Raw genomic sequence first — 243 nt, 5'->3', positions numbered from 1 at the left:
GAATGGGTTAAGGTGTTTGTATTCATTATTAGAAGTAAATGGGAACATAGAAAATAGTTCTACGAATAGAAGAAATACAAAAATAGCACCTAGAGGAAGATTTTGAGTATAGTCAGAAGCCATAGCATTTAGTTCAGCTAGTTGTAGATTTAGCATCATAACAACAAATAGGAACAGAATAGCAATAGCTCCAATATAAAGAATTAGATAAGAAATACCCATAAATCCAAGACCTAGTAGAAC

1 protein-coding gene is annotated in these 243 nt (G+C 31.7%); it reads right to left on the bottom strand.

The features are described 5' to 3' along the window. Nucleotides 1–243, bottom strand: a 243-nt coding sequence (locus V6260_RS18645) for an NADH-quinone oxidoreductase subunit J (RefSeq protein ID WP_341595577.1), incomplete at both ends; no start/stop codon positions are given.

The organism is Pseudoalteromonas aliena (genome assembly GCF_038155085.1).
Classification (GTDB): Bacteria; Pseudomonadota; Gammaproteobacteria; order Enterobacterales; family Alteromonadaceae; genus Pseudoalteromonas; species Pseudoalteromonas aliena_A.
The sequence above is the reverse complement of the archived record's forward strand: the minus strand, read 5'-3'. Positions and strand labels throughout refer to the sequence as shown.